This is a genomic window from Reichenbachiella sp. (assembly GCF_965233835.1).
In the GTDB taxonomy this organism is placed as follows: Bacteria; Bacteroidota; Bacteroidia; order Cytophagales; family Cyclobacteriaceae; genus Reichenbachiella.
Window position 1 is genome coordinate 364,077 of record NZ_OZ247585.1, and the last position, 16,426, is coordinate 380,502.

Annotated in this window: 11 protein-coding genes; 3 read left to right on the forward strand and 8 right to left on the reverse strand. The window is 40.3% G+C overall.

Going from position 1 to position 16,426, the window contains the following annotated elements; all coding sequences use genetic code 11:
* Positions 1–7 precede the first annotated feature (7 nt).
* A complete protein-coding gene (locus tag ACO6S2_RS01550; protein ID WP_422360757.1) occupies positions 8–2,236 on the forward strand; it encodes a hypothetical protein in 2,229 nt (742 codons plus the stop codon).
* A gap of 5 nt (positions 2,237–2,241) precedes the next feature.
* Here ACO6S2_RS01550 and ACO6S2_RS01555 read toward each other — a convergent pair whose 3' ends face one another.
* On the reverse strand, positions 2,242–2,649 hold the full coding sequence (locus ACO6S2_RS01555; protein WP_422360758.1) for an OsmC family protein: 408 nt from the start codon (positions 2,647–2,649) through the stop codon (positions 2,242–2,244).
* An 89-nt stretch (positions 2,650–2,738) separates the two neighbouring features.
* Positions 2,739–3,731, reverse strand: coding sequence for an adenosine kinase (locus tag ACO6S2_RS01560; protein WP_422360759.1), 993 nt, complete (start codon positions 3,729–3,731; stop codon positions 2,739–2,741).
* A 144-nt stretch (positions 3,732–3,875) separates the two neighbouring features.
* Here ACO6S2_RS01560 and asnS point away from each other — a divergent pair, with 144 nt between their 5' ends.
* Positions 3,876–5,327: an asparagine--tRNA ligase gene (gene asnS / locus ACO6S2_RS01565; protein WP_422360760.1), complete on the forward strand. Its 1,452-nt coding sequence runs from the start codon at positions 3,876–3,878 to the stop codon at positions 5,325–5,327.
* An 84-nt stretch (positions 5,328–5,411) separates the two neighbouring features.
* Positions 5,412–6,308, forward strand: a complete 897-nt coding sequence (gene sdaAA / locus ACO6S2_RS01570) for an L-serine ammonia-lyase, iron-sulfur-dependent, subunit alpha (RefSeq protein WP_422360761.1) — start codon at positions 5,412–5,414, stop codon at positions 6,306–6,308.
* Positions 6,309–6,384: 76 nt separating this feature from the next.
* Here the strand turns inward: sdaAA and ACO6S2_RS01575 are convergent, their stop codons facing one another.
* From ACO6S2_RS01575 to ACO6S2_RS01600, 6 genes are all read right to left on the reverse strand, one after another.
* Positions 6,385–7,761: a RagB/SusD family nutrient uptake outer membrane protein gene (locus tag ACO6S2_RS01575; protein WP_422360762.1), complete on the reverse strand. Its 1,377-nt coding sequence runs from the start codon at positions 7,759–7,761 to the stop codon at positions 6,385–6,387.
* A gap of 15 nt (positions 7,762–7,776) precedes the next feature.
* A complete protein-coding gene (locus tag ACO6S2_RS01580) occupies positions 7,777–10,746 on the reverse strand; it encodes a SusC/RagA family TonB-linked outer membrane protein (protein ID WP_422360763.1) in 2,970 nt (989 codons plus the stop codon).
* A gap of 149 nt (positions 10,747–10,895) precedes the next feature.
* Positions 10,896–13,811, reverse strand: coding sequence for a TonB-dependent receptor (locus ACO6S2_RS01585; RefSeq protein WP_422360764.1), 2,916 nt, complete (start codon positions 13,809–13,811; stop codon positions 10,896–10,898).
* A 10-nt stretch (positions 13,812–13,821) separates the two neighbouring features.
* Positions 13,822–14,802: a FecR family protein gene (locus ACO6S2_RS01590; RefSeq protein ID WP_422360765.1), complete on the reverse strand. Its 981-nt coding sequence runs from the start codon at positions 14,800–14,802 to the stop codon at positions 13,822–13,824.
* Positions 14,803–14,870: 68 nt separating this feature from the next.
* Positions 14,871–15,413, reverse strand: coding sequence for an RNA polymerase sigma factor (locus ACO6S2_RS01595; RefSeq protein ID WP_422360766.1), 543 nt, complete (start codon positions 15,411–15,413; stop codon positions 14,871–14,873).
* A 128-nt stretch (positions 15,414–15,541) separates the two neighbouring features.
* Positions 15,542–16,426, reverse strand: a complete 885-nt coding sequence (locus tag ACO6S2_RS01600; protein ID WP_422360767.1) for a peptidylprolyl isomerase — start codon at positions 16,424–16,426, stop codon at positions 15,542–15,544.

Here is a 16,426-nt window from a genome sequence, read left to right on the forward strand (position 1 = left end):
GTAGATCATGAGAAGAATAATATTATCTGCTTTAGCAATAGGTCTATTGGCACTTGCTCATTCGTTGGAAGCTCAAAAAAGAGTGAAATATGAAGATCTACTTCCTGGTATCCTCAATAGTGAACCAGGAGTAGGGGTGGCCAATCTCGAAAATTTAGTAAAAAACGATCCAGAGAACGCCAGTATGTACCTACAACTAGGCTTGATCTACTACAAGCGCTTTAAGGAAAGTGATCCAATCACCGGCTACAAGAAGGCCATGGCGAATATCAAATTAGCCAAGGAGGCATTTGATAACTGTGAAAGGTATATCAACGAAAAAGAAGTTAAGAAAAACAAAGAGGAATACATCAATTTTGCGATGTATGATGAACGTGGAAAGTATACCGTTTCGCTTGATTCCATACAAAAGGAAATATTAGCCTCCAGGCAAAACATGGATGCTTTTGAAATCAATATGCCAGGCATTTACGATGACTTCACTCGAAGTTATAGACATTACTCAAACGCCAACAGAAGCTTTACACGCCTCATCAGCAACCACCGCTCGATAAAGGATTTGTATCTGCTCTATGACGAACAGATGGCTCAAAATTTTGATGACATCAAATCCAACTATTTGGAAAGCCTAAAGTACTTTAAGGCATACAAAGAAAAAACCAACGGATACGATATTGGGTACAACCAGAAAATCAAAATTGACTCTATCAGTATATACAAGTTAGATGGATTGGCTGTGGAAATTAATTTCCTGGAGCAGCAAGAGATACCACTTTGGGATTACGCCAAATGGGTAGATGATACCAAAGCCTACATCGATGAGCACATATCGGCGCTAAGACTTATGATGATAGAGAATGAGAAAATTGCTTCAACAAAGATCAATCAGGTACCAGAAGATGTGGCCAATGGCCATCTCGAACCACTTCATATCGATAAAGAGTTTTTATTTACGCTGCGCAAGTATGATTTAAATTCAGTTATAGAGCCGCTATTTCTATACAATGAAAAAAAGCATGAGCTGCTCATTCAGGAAGAACTCAATAAATTCACAACTGAAACAATGAAGGTAGCCCCAGAGCGACAAATCAGTCATTATGGATATCTACTCAGTTCGATCAGAAAATCAGACACGCTCCTTCAACATGTCGAAAAACGCAACACCGATTTTTCATACCAAAAGTACAAGACCTTTTTAGACGACTATTATTCAGGCATGTCGGGACTCAATCTGATGATTGATCGTGAAAAATCAACAAGTCAAGAGCAGTTCGATGATTATTTGACTAGTGTTAGAGTGTTGTTGGAAGAAAAGTATAGTCCAGATTCTATTCAAAATTCAGTCAAATACCGCAGAGTCTCAATTCCCAATTATGTCAGTGTTCCAATTTTGGATTCGCTAGAAGAGTCTACTCGTGTCAGCATGCAAAAGACTGTCAATCTCGATGGGTCAGCCTATTTAGGGGGGGTGTATAAAAATACCAAGTCTAATCTGATCACAGCCTATGTTTGTCGCGTGGAGGCCAACAATACGATACGCTGGTACAAGGATTTTACCTTACAAATGGACAGTGTAAAGGCCGACTCTCACACTGTCCTAGCCGCTATGGTAGGCGGACAGGCCGGATGTACCTTTGTACTCAACGGCACGCACCACGAGACTGGCGCGAAGATGAATACGCTTTTCAGCTATAGCGAAGAAGGCGAGCAACTTATGGTCAGAAATTTGCTCGAAGATAATTTTCCTAGAATTATCGAATTCGAAGAACAGACCAATACCTTTTTGATCGGTTTTAACGGACGGGAATTAGCCAAGGAAAGAACGCAAACCAGTCAGGTAGTACTGGCCAATTACAATGTGATTGGAGACCTGCTCTGGAAATATTCCAGAGAGGTAGTTGGCGATCTGATCGGAGTGGTAGCTCTGGAAGATGGCTACCTCATCAATGGAAACTATTCAAGAATTCAAGATAGCACAGGTAAATTTTTCCGAGTGGAAGACGGTTTCGCTTCCTACCTAATCAAAGTGAACAACTCAGGCCAGTGGTCAGATGAGCGTATACTGTCTACCCCTTTCCCTTATAATACTACCCATTTTATGAAAGCTGGAGAACACTCCATTCATGTGCTGGGAAGTAAAAAAATAGGTCAAGACCAATACGAAAGAGAACCTGATCATTTGGTTCACTTTATAGTAAATAGGGATTTGGATATTGTGAGTAGCCCTAAGCCCTAGAGATGTTATCTCACAATCTCAAAACTATGCGTCAACTCAATAGCTGGATCTAGTGAAGAGGCCACGCTACAATAATTATTCACCGCCAAGCCAATTACTTTATCTGCTTCCTTTTCTGTCAAGTCAGGAGAAGTAATGATATACTTGATGTGAATCTTGGTGAATTTTTTTGGATGAGATTCAGCTCTTTCGCCTGTCGTTTCAGCTTTCAAATCCACAAACGTTCTACGCTTCTTTTTGATCATTGACACGATATCTACTGCGGCACAACCAGCCACAGCTGATAACATCAAATCCATTGGAGACTGATCCTTTTTTTCGTCTTGAGGATACATATCCATAGCCACAGTATTGCCTGCTTGATTGGTAGCCTCAAATTCGTTGTCTGCTTTATATTTAAGTGAAGAAGTCATAGTGATCTGTTTTTTTACAAATGTATTTAGAAACAAAAAAGGTTCCATTGGAACCCTTTTTAAATATCTCTATTTATGATGATAATCAGTTATCCCAAAAGATGATTCAGTACATCTTTAGCCTGTTTGGTTTCCAGTCTTGGACCAAATTGAGAAACGACTTTTGAAGATGCCAAACTAGCTAATTTTCCCGCTTCAGCATAAGAGTGTCCATTAGTGATGCCAAACAAGAAGGCTCCGGCAAACATATCTCCTGCGCCGTTGGTATCGATAGCATCAACCTGATAAGGCTCAATATCGATGTAAGTGTCTCCATCAAATATTGTAGCTCCGTTCTTACCCAGTGTGATAGCAAACCGTTTCGCTACTTTTTTTAATAACTCACGAGCATCTAACAAATTATCTGTATCCGTATACAACATGGCCTCTTCTTCGTTGCAGAATAACAAGTCAACTCCTTCGCCTACGACCTCCACCATTTCATTTTTAAAGAACTTCACCATACTCGGATCAGAAAATGAAAGTGCAACTTTCACACCATTGGCTCTTGCTATTTCCATCCCCTTTAGCATGGCTTCACGCCCAGACGGAGACGGCACTAAATATCCTTCTGAATAAATATATTGAGATTGCTTGATTGCCTCCTCATCGATTTCAGCTACAGAAAAATCAGACGTTATTCCTAAGAAGGTGTTCATTGTACGTTCTGCATCAGGCGTAGTCATAACCAAACACTTTCCTGTAATACCGTCAGGGGCAGTATCTTTAGTTAGCTTGGTGTCTACTGTATTGGCTGCCAGGTCTTTCAAGAAAAACTGTCCAAATTCATCATTAGACACTTTGCACGAGTAGTAGCACTTACCTCCAAATTGGCTAGCAGCTACCACAGTATTTGCTGCAGAGCCTCCACCTTTCATCATATTTTCATTAATGTCGATGGCTCCGATTAACTCGTTTTGGCGATCTTCTTCTACCAAGGTCATCAAGCCTTTTTCTACACTATGATCCAGTAGAAACTTCTCATCTACTTCAAACACTAAATCAACCAAGGCATTTCCTATGCCATAAACATCATATTTCATCTTAATCGAATTTCTAATTAAAGGGTGGAATTTGCTTGGCGCAAAGAGAATCAAAATTCAATTAATTGCACAGGAACTTAAAATACTTTTTTTTTGCGCTCTGCCTTCATTATCAGGCAATTATTGAATTAAAAATCAGAAAACGTGAGTACGGAAAGACGAACCAAGGTATTAGAGGTTTTAAAATCGGCAGAAGTAGGAACCAGCCTACTTGTGAAAGGATGGGTAAGAACCAAACGACAAAACAAGAATGTGGCATTCATTGCACTAAATGACGGTTCGACAATCAATAATTTGCAATTGGTAGCAGATCCGAATGAAATTTCTGAGGACCTTCTTAAGCTGGTGACTACAGGGGCATGTGTGGCAGCAAGGGGAGAAATTGTAGCTTCTCAGGGCTCTGGACAATCTGTTGAAATGCACGTAAAGGAATTGGAAGTACTAGGTGAAGCGGACCCTGAAAAATATCCACTCCAACCAAAGAAGCACTCTTTAGAATTTTTGAGAGAGATTGCCTACTTACGTCCAAGAACTAACACTTTCGGCGCGGTGTATAGAATTCGTCATGCCATGATTTTCGCTGTGCACAAGTTTTTTAATGATAAAGGCTTCTTAAATATCCATACACCGATCATCACTGCTTCAGATGCTGAAGGTGCTGGCGAGACGTTTAGAGTAACTTCTTTGAATATGGATAATCTTCCAAAAACTGAGGAAGGGACTATTGATTACAAACAGGATTTTTTCGATAAGGAAACTAACCTGACCGTATCTGGGCAGCTGGAAGGCGAATTAGCTGCCATGGCCCTGGGTCAGATTTATACGTTTGGCCCCACCTTCAGAGCAGAAAACTCAAACACAACTCGTCACTTAGCTGAGTTTTGGATGATCGAACCAGAGATGGCATTTTTCGATGCGGATGACAACGCTGATCTGGCCGAAGAAATGTTACAGTACCTTGTTCAGTATGCCTTGGACAACTGCGAGGATGATTTGAAATTCTTGCACGACCGTGAAGTGGAGGAAAACAAAAACAAGAAGGAAATCGAACGTCCTGATTTGTATTTGATGGATCGGTTGAAGTTTGTAGTTGACAACAAATTCGAGAGAGTCACTTATACTGAAGCGATTGATATCCTAAGAAATTCGAAGCCAAACAAAAAGAAAAAATTCAAGTATTTGATTGATTCATGGGGTGCAGACCTACAGTCTGAGCATGAAAGATATTTGGTGGAGAAGCATTTTAAAAAGCCTGTGATTCTCACAGACTACCCTAAGGATATCAAAGCCTTCTACATGCGTCAAAACGATGATGGTAAAACCGTAGCGGCTATGGACATCTTGTTTCCCGGTATCGGAGAGATCATCGGCGGCTCTCAGCGAGAAGAGCGTCTGGATAAGTTGGAACAACGAATGGACGAAATGGGTGTGCCGAAAGAGGAACTTTGGTGGTATCTTGATACGCGAAAATTCGGTTCTGCACCACATAGTGGATACGGCCTTGGTTTCGAAAGAATGATCCTGTTTGTAACTGGTATGACAAATATTAGAGACGTCATTCCTTTCCCAAGAACTCCAGGGAACGCGGAATTTTAAGATTAGAAAGCAATTCTTGGCTGCTCCCAACAACAAGCAGCCAGGAATCTTACTAACTTTAACCTACATTAAACCCAAAATATCATGTCATTTCTATTTGAAGATTTCAAAGGCTGGAAAGCCCTTTGTGAAAAAGAGGGCATTCCCTTGTATGAGCCTGTACTGAAATATGAAATCGACCAAAAAGGTGCTCAAGAAGATGAGATTTGGTCTGGATTGGCCCAGGCCTATCAGGTGATGAAAGAAGCCGTGGAAACCGGCCTGACCGAAGACATGTCTTCTCATTCGGGAATGATCAAAAACGGTGCAAAAAAGGTAGCACAAAACAAAACGGTGGTCCTTTCTAAAGAATTTCAGACTTTGATTTCAAGTGCATTATCTGCCAAGGAGGTAAACTCTTGTATGGGTCGTGTAGTTGCAGCACCTACCGCAGGTGCGTCTGGCATTCTGCCTGGAGTGCTTACCACCATGCAAAAAATTCATGACACTGAAGATCAAAAGATCTATGAAGCACTGCTGATAAGTGCAGGAATTGCGCTGATTCTTGAGCAAAAAGCATCTCTTGCCGGTGCCGTGGGCGGCTGTCAGGCAGAGACTGGAAGTGCAGCGGCAATGGCCTCAGGCAGTATAGTTTATTGCCTAGGAGGAAACATTGATCAAGTGTTCAATGCTGTAGCTGTCACCCTACAATGCATGCTCGGATTGGTGTGCGACCCAGTAGCAGGTTTGGTAGAAGTGCCCTGTGTAGTTAGAAATGCAAGTGCTGCAGCTATTGCTAACTCGTCCGCTCAAATTGCCCTATCAGATGTAGACAGCGTAATTCCAGTCGACGAATGTGCCGATGCCATGGGAGAAGTGGGACAAAGTATGGAAACTCGCTATAAAGAAACTGCCCTTGGAGGGCTGGCGGCTACAAAGACCGGGCAAGCCATTTCTAAAAGAGTTTTGATTCAGGATATAGACATGCTCGATGAAGAATAATTTCAGTTTATAAAAAGCATAAAAAAACGCCATCCCTTTGAATGGCGTTTTTTTATTATCAATAGGTATTCGGCTTTTAGCCCCCTAATACTTCATTTTCATTAACTGGTGTTGGGAACGCATCGATCACATTATCACCAGCACGATCCAATGGAATTTCATCCATTCTACCGAATCTTCTCAAATCTACCCATCTATGACCTTCTCCAAAAAGAGAGTACCTTCTCTGAACCAGAAGCTCATTTTCCAGGTCAGCATCTGTCGTACCGCCAGCATAATCAGCTAATCCAGCAGCATTTCTAATGACATTCAGAGCTACCACTGCCTCTGCGTTATCTGTCCCAATATTAGCTTCTGCATAAAGTAGGACTAACTCCTCATTTCTAATGATTGATATAGGCGCAGTCAAACTTGAATACAACCTTACCTGATAATCTGCTGAAAGCCCATCAAAAGTTTGAGTTTGAGCCTCCCAAACATCTTTTTCAACTTCTACCATAAACAGACCTACTTTGGATAATCTATTATCGTCCACATCAGCATCAGCTACCCATGAATCATGTGCCATAAATTCATTAGCACTCTGATTTGGTATGTAGAACTGCTGATTAGTAAGGTCATTTCCTCCTTGACCAAAAATGTGCCAAACACCACGATTTAAGCTTGCAGTCATATCCATAAATGAATCCCCCAATAGCGTCATTGCAGCTGTTTTGTCTCCTTGGTAAATGGCGGTTCTAGCAGCGATTGCTCTATTAAATTTAGCAAACTCTGCCGTAAGAAAGAATGAGTCGCCAGCCAATATGTCCTCATCATTCGCATTACCAAAACCTGTACTGATAGGAAAGGCAAAGCTCTCACTAGCCGCTGTTAGGTCACCGTGAGCCTCGTCTAATAGCTCCATTATTCCTGTTAACGCAGCATCATAACTTACAATCGGGCCTAAGTTATCCTTATCTTCTACGTCAAGTCTAATACCATTGGTGTACTGTCTACTCGATAACATAAGTAATGAATATGCCTTCATTGTTTTGGCGTAGCCCAAATAGCTATTCAATTCTGCATCAGTCAAGGCTGTTACAGAGTTATTTGTAGCTAGCTCTAATAAATTGGCAGACTGTACAATTTTATACCAAGCGGCATAAGAACGAGTGGTGATAAACCCATTATTATCGAGAGGCCCTTTTAAGATCTCCTGAGTAAACCTTGGGTCAATTCCGGTGAGATCATAATAATCTCTAGCCAGGATACTTGTGGTCTGATAGTGGAAATGTAAATCATTTCTCATTACTGCTTCCAAACCAACTGCTAGTGCATCTAGATCTGTCTTACTTGCCCCATCGGTGAAATCTCCTACAGACGCAGCATTAGGATTTGGCACGTCATCGAGATTACAAGAGACTGACCAGATCAATGCACTCAATATGAATACTTTATTAAATATATTTTTCATGATACTTTAGTCTTTTTAGAATGTAACATTCAAGTGGAAATTGTAGAACCTTGATGCCGGATATGGAGTAACCTCCACATTATTAGCCAACACATTGTTACCAAAGTTAGATGACTCAGGGTCGTAACTGTTGTAATCAAATATGTTAATCAAGTTTCGTCCTGAAAACCCTACTTTAATTTTGTTCACCTGAGGAACCAAATTTTTAGGTAATGTATAAAATAAACCTACCTCTCTGAGTCTGAAATAACCCGCATCCTCAACTACAGGATCAGCATTGGCAAAAGCCTGACTTGATCTATAGTCTCCATTATTTAGTACTCCCTCAGGATCCATGTCAGTATCTTCATAATCCCAAGTTGTACCCGCTAAGTCATATAGCAAAGTAGTCAAATTGATAGCGTCGCCTCCTTTTTTCCAGTGCAATAAGAAAGTGAAGTCAAAATTCTTCCAGCTAATTTGATTATACAATGAGGTTTGAAAATCAGCTTCAGCATCTCCATACACTCTAAATCCATCTCCATCAGGGTCGAATTCTGCAATTTCATCTGCAGTAAAATCACCAGCAATGTAGGTACCAACTATCTGAGTAGCCGACTTTCCTTCTTCAATTCTCATTTGCCCTAGTGCTGCTGCAAATCCACCTACATTGAAAGCCGGCACATCTAATCTGGTGATTTTCGAACGATTTCTCCACCATTTTACGCTGGCATTCCATTTAATATCGCCTGTCTGTATAATAGAAGCATCAAGTCCTAACTCTATACCCTTGTTTTCTAATTCAGCAGCGTTTTGTACCTTCTGAGTAAATCCAGAAGAAGTTGGCCTATTAATTCTCAAAAGCACATCTTCCATCTTCTTATTATAGAATGATACATCAACACCTATTCTATTATCCAGAAACCCTAAATCTATACCATATTCCAATTCTATTTGACGCTCAGGGCCTACGTCAGGATTTCCTTCTAAATTACCTGGACTTAATCCTGAAACCCCTCCAATCAGTTGTGCATTCATGACCGTAAAACGATCATTGAAATTGGCAAATCTACCAGATTGTCCATAAGCTACTCTTGGCTTAATATTGCTTATCGCATCCACTGACCAGAAGTCAAACTCATGCAGATTTAATGCTAAACTTGCCTTTGGATAGTAATACATCTTATTGGCATCACCATTATTTGTAGACTTGTCCCCTCTAATGCCGACAGTACCAATAATTTTATCATCGAAATTGATTTCCTCCTGGACGAAAAAGCCTTTGTCTTGTTGCGGCCTTATAGTCTGTTGTGTACCTACATTTGTAGATTGACCCAAATTAGTTTGAGACCCTATCAAGGAGGTTGCAGTGGTAATTACCGTGTTTCTATCAAAATCCTGTATAAAACTACCTGCCTGGGTTGTGAAACTCAATCCATTATCCATATAAAAAGAGTGTACTAAAGTAGCCGTCAAGTTATAATTGGTATTAATTGTAGAACCAGAAATAGACGCCCCTCTTAAAGAACTGGGATCTGAAAAATAAGACAAAGCCTGTGGGAAAATACTTGTTGTTCTCAAGGAATACTGATCTAGACCGGCCTGCAAAACCAACTTCAATTGATTATTCTTTTGAGTCAACAACTTAATATTTGCTGTAGCTCCACCAATATATCTGTTTACCTGTTCTCTATTTGTTGTTAGTGCAATGGTTTCCAAAGCATTTGAACCAGCTCCACCGGCAGGATATTCACCATTCACAGGAGATAAATCTTCCCATGGATAAGTGAAGGCCAAGGCATAGCCAATGGTTCTGTTTTGATTACCATTGTTAAAAAACCCTCTATCCGAAGTGGAATTGATATAGTTATTAGTCAAATAAATATCCAACCAATCGTTAAATTTTTGACCAATGTTCAATCTAAAAGAACCTTTCTCATAACCCGTATTATCAACTAAACCAGGCTCATTCTTATAGGTAATGCCAGCGAAATAGTCGGTATTTCCTTGACCTCCAGAAATTGATAAACGAGTGGTATTTGAAACTCTTGTATTTCCAAAAATTTCATCTTCATAGTCTCTCAAAGTACCATTGGTAACCGCATCGGCAGCTGCTTGTCCACCAATCGCTCCAGCAGTGGCTGGTGTCCAATCTCTTAAACCTAAGAGCTGAGTAGCTTGTCTCAAACCAACCGTTTGATTTAAACTAACAACGGTTTTTCCCGCCTTTCCTCTTTTGGTAGTAATAATCACCACACCCCCAGCAGCACGAGAACCATAAATGGCTGCCGCTGATGCACCTTTTAGAATTTCGATATTCTCAATATCCTCTGGGTCAATATCGGCGATTCTGTTTGAAGCGTCATCTTGGTTTGTAGATGGGTTACCCCCACCGGCTGCTTCACTCACAATATTGTTACCCATAGAAACCGTAGAGTTATCCACATACACACCATCCACAATAAATAGTGGCTGCTGATCTCCAAAGATGGAAGTCACACCTCTAAGTCTCATTGAGATACCCCCTCCTGGAGCTCCAGAATTAGAACGGATATCAGCTCCTTTAAATTTACCATATAAGGCGCCATCCATATTGGATTGATTCGTAATTCCTGTGAGAGTTTTAGCGTTTACCGTAGCAACAGAACTAGCCAAATTCGAGCGTTTTACAGAAGTAGCTAATCCAGTGACAACCACCTCATCAAGACTAGTCACATCTTCGGTAAGCGAGATGTCAATTGTACTTGCTGTTCCAACTGTAGCCTCTGAAGTACTATATCCAACAAACGAAAACATCAATATTGATCCTTCCGTCGCTTCGAGACGATAATTACCGTCCAAGTCAGTCAATGCCCCATTGGCCGACCCCTTTACTATTACATTCACCCCTACGAGTGGCTCGCCGGATGATCCATCTGTTACCGTACCCGAAACCGTTTTTTGGGCAAAGGCAACAGTAACCGATAACATGAGCATTACGGTTAATGCTGAGTAAACTTTTTTCATAAAGTTTGGTTTTAGTGTTATACAAAAAATTAATACTAACGTCCGTTAGTGATATAAATAACAATCCTAATCGTACAATACCATTAGTCCTGTTTTAAAACCATTCATAAAACTTCTTCTATGTCGTTCAAATTACAAATTTGAAAAAATCAGAATTTGAGATTCAATTTTGCTAAAACCGTCGTTCCCAAGTATCCAAACTGATTGACTTCCCAGGCATATTTGAAGCGTCCTCCCAGATTGGTGATCGGATCACCTTTAGGGTCTACTTCGTCTGGGTAAACATTAAAAAGGTTATTTATTGAAAGCCCAAAAGAGGCCGTTTGACTTAAACGATATTTCATGTTTAAATCTGTAATTATCTTAGCAGAAAACGTCTGATCTTTTATTGGATCTTCAGCGTGTTTCCATGTGACTTCCCCAAACCTTGTGAAACGAAGCCCCATGGAAAGTCTACCAAGGCTGTAGTCCATTCCTAAAAGGAATTTGCTTGCCGGTCGGGCAGAAATAATACGCGCCTGTTCCTTTCTATTAAATATTTCATTGCCTGAACGAGCTATTGGTTCAGGTGTTCGAATGGCACTTTCTATGGCTGTAGAATTGAGATTAGCGGCAAAGTTGATATCCAAAAGCCCATTTCCGAGAAGAATTTCGCGGTAGGTAGCCACAGCATCAATTCCCTTTGTTCTTGTATCTGCTGCATTGATAAAAAACTTTAAACTAGTCACCTGATAAGAACTGAGTGTATCTTCAAGCACTGTCCTCGTACTTGGGTCGCCATCTGACCCTATTTCATTTGTAAATAAAATGCGATTATCAACTTGAATATCATAATAATCAAGTGTTATCTCTAGTTTAGAAATTGGCTGTAGAGCCATTCCCACAGAGAAGTTTAGCGAACTTTCCTGAGTCAATCTCGGTACTTCCAACTCTCGGATCACTGGGCTATGATTGCTAAAGGTTCCTTGATTAGATATGGTACCATCAGACACCAAGGTTTGCACATTACTTAGATAGATTTGGTGCAAAGAGGGTGCTCGAAAACCAGTACTTGCTGAAGCCCTAAAAGCTACTAAGTCTCCAAAAGGTTTATATCTAGAATTTATCTTCCAAGTGAAATTCTTACCAAAGTCATCATAATTTTCAAACCTAGCCGCTCCCCCAATTAAGATTACTTCATTATCGTATTCCAGGTCAGTATAAACGCCTACATTATATCGATTTTCATCCACCTCATCTGTGGGTCTAATACCAGGAAATGAAATAGACCCATTTCCTTCATAGGAGGCTTCTTCGCCTGCAAAGGCCTGAAAACGTTCTGTTCTGAATTCAGAACCAAATCCAATATTGAAATTATTTATGCGCCTAAATAGGTCTATATTATTGACAAAGTTTTGAAACTCATATCCCCCAGCTTCAAAACGTGTGGGACTTTGTCTTCCTAATGCTGGGTTCATGGTTTGACCGATATGGTAGGCAACGGTATTAGCTCCTGACACAGCGCTTATATCTACGGCCCAATCTCGAATATTGCTTCGAACACCAAATCCGAGAGTATGGTCTTTGATGTCAGTTTCAAAGGTTGGGTGGAATCCATTATAGACCTCATCATCTTTGTGAAAAATATTGTCCGGGTCCGGGACCCAATAGGGGGTTCGATACAATGCGAAACTCGTGCCTTTCCTCAATGTGATACCTCCAAAGGAATAAAGCTCAGCATTGTCATTTATGGGTAGGTCTGCATTGTAGAATACATCAAATGTAGACATGTCAGGCTGACCAACAATCATCCCTAAATCTGGGTTCTCAGCTACCCAGTCTTCAAAATTCTCATCATTCAAAAATTCATCCGTCCCTGGCTTTCCTGCTCTATTCGTATATTCTTGCTCTTTAAATGAGGTGGTAACATTCAAAAAGCCCTTACCAAACAGGTCAAAACCGGTATTCGCGCTTAATCCATAGTGCAAACCATCTCCCTGAGTTGTGATTCCCGAAAAAGCATTAATGATTGTCTCTTCTGTATCTTCTTTTAGGATTATATTGATAACTCCAGCAATGGCATCTGAACCATATTGCGCTGAGGCCCCGTCCCTTAATATTTCCACTCGTTCTACAGCTCCTATAGGAATACTCTGCATGTCTACTCCCACTTCACCTTTTCCTGGCGTATCATTGATATAAACCAGCGCACTGGGGTTTTTCCTTTTACCATTAATAAGAACAAGTGTACGCGAAGGACCCAAACCCCTCAAATCTGCCGGATTGAAATGTGCTGTGGCATCAGATATTGTCTGTTGGGAGGCATTGAAGGACTGCATTTTGAAGTTGATCATTTGGTCTAGCGTAAGCTGTCCTGTAGCTTCTAATTCCTGACCTGAAATATTATCAATAGGCACGGGTGAATCTAAAACGGATCTCGGATTGAACCTTGTACCCACTACTACTACATCATTTAGACTTTGTAGATCCGTTTTCATTCCTACTTTCAGCTTATTCATGGAAGGCTCTACGTCCACCTTGATTGTTTCAAAGCCCACATAGGATATCATTAACTTAGCTGTTTGACCCGGAATAGTTAGTTCAAAATCACCATCCAAATCTGAAATGATGCCAATATTGGAACCACTGACTCTAATAGAAACTCCGGCTAGCGGCGAACCATCTTCTTCATTTAAAATTTGACCTGCTACTTTAAAATGGTGCAATGCCCCTCTTTCGACAGCTCTATGGGTTATACTCTTGTAGACATTGATGGTATTGTTGATTTGTTTGAATTTGAGCTGACTTTTTTCCGAAATTTTTAGGAGCAGCTCGGAAAGTGGTATGTTCTTATCGGTGTTGCTAATTTTTACGGTGGGATCAATATCTCTTTGATCAAAAGCAAATCGAAAATCAGTGTTTTTTTCGATGAGCTGAAATGCTTGCTCAATAGAAACCTCCTTCAGAATTATACTGACTTTGGTGTTTTTGATATTATCATACTTGCTTTCATCGCCAGGCGCGGCAAATACAGAGTACGAAAATACCAAACCAAGAAAGACAATTCTAGTAAAGGTTTTTAGCATAGGCCAGATTTTACTTGAACATAATTTCTACCTTTTTTTGCTCCATTGTATATTCAAAATTTTTGGTCAGTTTCATCCCCTCCAAAATCATCTCTAGCGACTGGTTTTCAAATGATCCGGTATATTTCCATTCTTTCGAAGGATTTACATTGCTCACAATGCGAACACCAAACCACCTTTCCAGCCTACTTTTCACCTCGTCATAATTTGCATCATGAAACTTGATTAATCCGTTTTTCCATCCTACTATTTCATCGGAGTCAAACTTTGATTTTGAGATTCTTTTCGAATCTGAAGAATAATGTAGCTGTTCTCCCGGCGCTAAGAAAAATTCCTTTTCTAAGCCGTTTGAGGTCACTCTTACCTTTCCTTCTGTAAGCGCAATACCAAGTTTCTTCTCATTAGCGTAAGCTCGAACATTAAAAGCTGTTCCAAGTGCGGTAGTAGACAATCCCTTTGATTTAACTACAAATGGTTTTTCAGGATTTTTGGTTACCTCAAAATAGGCCTCCCCTTTCAATTCAATAGCTCTTTTATCACCTTCGAACTCGCGGACATAGCTGATGGAACTTTCAGCATTTAAAAACACCTTGCTACCATCTGGTAAGAAGTGAGTAGATTTCTGACCACTAGGATTGGTTTTTACAATTCGCTGAGGTTGGTTTAGGGTCTGCAACTCCGGAAATATCAAATAGATCAACCCTGCAAATACAACTAAAAGTGCTACAGCAGCTACTAATTTTGAGAAAAAATGGACTTTTGATTCCCGAGCCCCTTCTTCTCCAGTTTCAGCCTTGATTTGAGTAAGTATCGATTCTAGTCTGGTCTCATCAGTAGCCTCTTTGGCATCAAGATAATTCCAATCGTTTTCAATATCTCCCAAAATCTTTTCTTCCCCTTCTTTCGAATTCATCCATGCCACAAAATCCTCAGCTTCTTTCTGAGATAGTTGGCCCGCTTTAAAAGCTCGATACTTATTTAAAAAATCCAATCGCTTGATAGTTTACATATTTAATACAGACAAACACTCAACAGCACCCACTCTGTATTCGATTTTTTTTATGAAAATTTAGAAAGGTTGGTTTTTAAAGTTTTTATCGCCTTGTTCATTTGGTTTTCTACTGTGCTTTCGGCGATTCCCAATTTTTGAGCAATCTCCTTTACAGTCATGCCTGAATCTCTTCTCAGTAGAAAAATTTGTTTTCTTTTTGGTGGAAGGTCTTCAATTTTACTTTTAGCTATTTGCTCTAGGTCTGCAAAAATGACCTTGCTTTCAGTTTCATTTGTTACAAGCTCAGAATGTTCGATTTGATTTCGGTATTGCTTTCGGCTGGCTTCTTTTTTTATTCTATTAAAGATGTGATTTTTGGCGATAGTTATCAAAAAAGCATTAAACGAAAGCTTAGGATTGATCGTGTCTCGCTTATTCCAAATTTTAAGGAAAACCTCCTGTACAATCTCTTCAGATTCGGCATGAGCCTGGGTGTATTTGTATGAAAAGTTATACAGCTTTTTAGCATACAAATGGAAGAGTGTAGTAAAGGATTGGTGACAACCTCCCTTTAGTTTTTTTACCAGTTTTTGTTCTCCTAAGATGGGCACAGCCTATCAATTTTTTTGGGTTAGCTCCACAAAATAGAGAATTTTCTGTAAACCAAGGTGGTTTATAAGTGAAATCACCTCAGTAACCACCGCTCAGCAGTTGCCCGAATCTGGCAAAATATCTATCCTTACTTTTCAGGGTAGCTGATGTCGTACCGCTTACTAAGCTTCTTTTTGGGAACTTCTTCTACCTCAATAGATAAGTAGAGGCTCTCAATAGGTTTCTCCCTAATAGTCTTTGTTGCAGCAATTTTATCTATCACATCATAACCCTCGACCACCTGACCAAAAACAGTATAGGCATCGTCCAGGTGCGGAGCGCCGCCGATGGTGGTATAGGCATCTATTCGATCTTGGCTTACGTCTTTTCTTACTGAGATCCCCAATTCCGACTCTACCAGAGAAGCTTTGCTCATTACCAGTCTGTTCATGCCATCAAAGTCTCTCTTCTCCTGCATAGCAATGAGTTCTTCTCTCAACGCTAGATGTTTATCGTTTTGCAATAGCTTTCCAATGCCTGCATTCAACTTTTGCTGATCTAGGGTAAGCTCATCCTTTGTCCACGTTTTCCCTTGTACAATATAGAACTGACACCAACTAGACGCTTTTTCAGGATTTACTCTATCCCCTTGCCGGGCTGCCGCTAAAGCACCTTTTACATGAAATAACCTGGGATCAAACTCTGCTGGGATTCTATCTGCCTTCTTAGGTGCATTCGGCTTCATGTCGATTCCTCCTCCTTGAATCATAAACTCCTTAATCACGCGGTGCCATATGGTACTGTCATACGCACCCTCTTTGATTAGCTTGAGAAAATTGTCTCTGTGCAAAGGCGTCTCATCATAAAGCACTGCTTTCATGTCTCCAAGAGACGTATGAATGGTTACTAAAAAGTCATTCTTGTCCTCAGTTTTTGTGTACTTCTTGACAGAAAAAGCAGGTTGGTCCTGGGCACATGCACCAAGTACCATTGAAAAAGTAAGTACTAATATTAAGTGTCTCCTTAAAGTCAT

Excerpts from the sequence above, each read along its gene's own strand:
- ACO6S2_RS01550 (WP_422360757.1), top strand. The coding sequence starts at position 8 with ATGAGAAGAATAATATTATCTGCTTTAGCAATAGGTCTATTGGCACTT.
- ACO6S2_RS01580 (WP_422360763.1), bottom strand. The coding sequence starts at position 10,746 with ATGAAAAAAGTTTACTCAGCATTAACCGTAATGCTCATGTTATCGGTT.
- sdaAA (WP_422360761.1), top strand. The coding sequence starts at position 5,412 with ATGTCATTTCTATTTGAAGATTTCAAAGGCTGGAAAGCCCTTTGTGAA.
- ACO6S2_RS01555 (WP_422360758.1), bottom strand. The coding sequence starts at position 2,649 with ATGACTTCTTCACTTAAATATAAAGCAGACAACGAATTTGAGGCTACC.
- ACO6S2_RS01575 (WP_422360762.1), bottom strand. The coding sequence starts at position 7,761 with ATGAAAAATATATTTAATAAAGTATTCATATTGAGTGCATTGATCTGG.
- ACO6S2_RS01600 (WP_422360767.1), bottom strand. The coding sequence starts at position 16,426 with ATGACTTTAAGGAGACACTTAATATTAGTACTTACTTTTTCAATGGTA.
- ACO6S2_RS01560 (WP_422360759.1), bottom strand. The coding sequence starts at position 3,731 with ATGAAATATGATGTTTATGGCATAGGAAATGCCTTGGTTGATTTAGTG.
- ACO6S2_RS01585 (WP_422360764.1), bottom strand. The coding sequence starts at position 13,811 with ATGCTAAAAACCTTTACTAGAATTGTCTTTCTTGGTTTGGTATTTTCG.